This window comes from Clostridium sp. Ade.TY (assembly GCF_000498355.1).
In the GTDB taxonomy this organism is placed as follows: Bacteria; Bacillota; Clostridia; order Clostridiales; family Clostridiaceae; genus Clostridium.
This window is the reverse complement of record NZ_AVSV01000051.1, coordinates 1-1,202: the sequence shown is the minus strand read 5'-3', so window position 1 is coordinate 1,202 and position 1,202 is coordinate 1. Positions and strand designations below refer to the sequence as shown.

The 1,202-nt window shown below is 39.1% G+C and carries 1 protein-coding gene; it reads left to right on the top strand.

All coding sequences use genetic code 11. From position 1 onward, the window contains the following. Position 1 precedes the first annotated feature (1 nt). On the top strand, positions 2-1,195 hold the full coding sequence (gene tuf, locus O212_RS0115455; protein WP_024615958.1) for an elongation factor Tu: 1,194 nt from the start codon (positions 2-4) through the stop codon (positions 1,193-1,195). Positions 1,196-1,202: the final 7 nt, after the last annotated feature.

The following is a 1,202-nucleotide window of genomic DNA, read 5'->3' as shown; positions in this document are numbered from 1 at the left end:
AATGTCAAAAGCAAAATTCGAAAGAAACAAACCACACGTTAACATTGGAACAATCGGTCACGTAGACCACGGTAAGACTACATTAACAGCAGCTATTACAGCAGTATTAGCAAATAAGGGATTCGCTGAGTCATTCAAATATGACGAAATCGATAAAGCACCAGAAGAAAAAGAAAGAGGAATCACAATCAACTCAGCACACGTTGAGTACGAAACAGAAAACAGACACTACGCTCACGTTGACTGTCCAGGACATGCTGACTACGTTAAGAACATGATCACAGGAGCAGCACAAATGGATGGAGCAATCTTAGTTTGTTCAGCAGCAGATGGTCCAATGCCTCAAACAAGAGAGCATATCCTACTTGCATCAAGAGTTGGAGTTGACCACATCGTAGTATTCTTAAACAAAGCAGATATGGTTGATGACGAAGAATTATTAGAATTAGTTGAAATGGAAATCAGAGAATTATTAAGCGAATACAACTTCCCAGGAGATGATATTCCAGTAATAAAGGGTTCAGCATTAAAAGCATTAGAAAACCCAACTGATGAAGCTTCAATCGCATGTATCGAAGAGTTAATGGATGCAGTAGATAGCTACGTACCAACTCCAGAAAGAGCAACAGATAAGCCATTCTTAATGCCAATCGAAGATGTATTCACAATCACTGGTAGAGGAACAGTTGCTACAGGAAGAGTTGAAAGAGGAATCTTAAATGTAGGAGCAGAAGTTGAAATCGTAGGATTAAGCGAAGAAATCAAGAAAACTGTTGTTACAGGAATCGAAATGTTCAGAAAGTTACTAGACGAAGCGCAAGCTGGAGATAACATCGGAGCATTATTAAGAGGAGTTCAAAGAACTGAAATCGAAAGAGGTCAAGTATTAGCTAAACCTGGTTCAGTTCACCCACACAAAAAGTTCGTAGGTCAAGTATACGTACTTAAAAAAGAAGAAGGTGGAAGACATACTCCATTCTTTGATGGATATAGACCACAATTCTACTTCAGAACAACTGACGTAACAGGATCAATCAAATTACCAGACGGAATGGAAATGGTAATGCCAGGAGACCACATCGACATGAACGTTGAATTAATCAACCCAGTTGCAATGGACGAAGGATTAAGATTCGCGATCAGAGAAGGTGGAAGAACAGTAGGTTCAGGAGTTGTTACTAGCATAATCGAATAGTAATAAA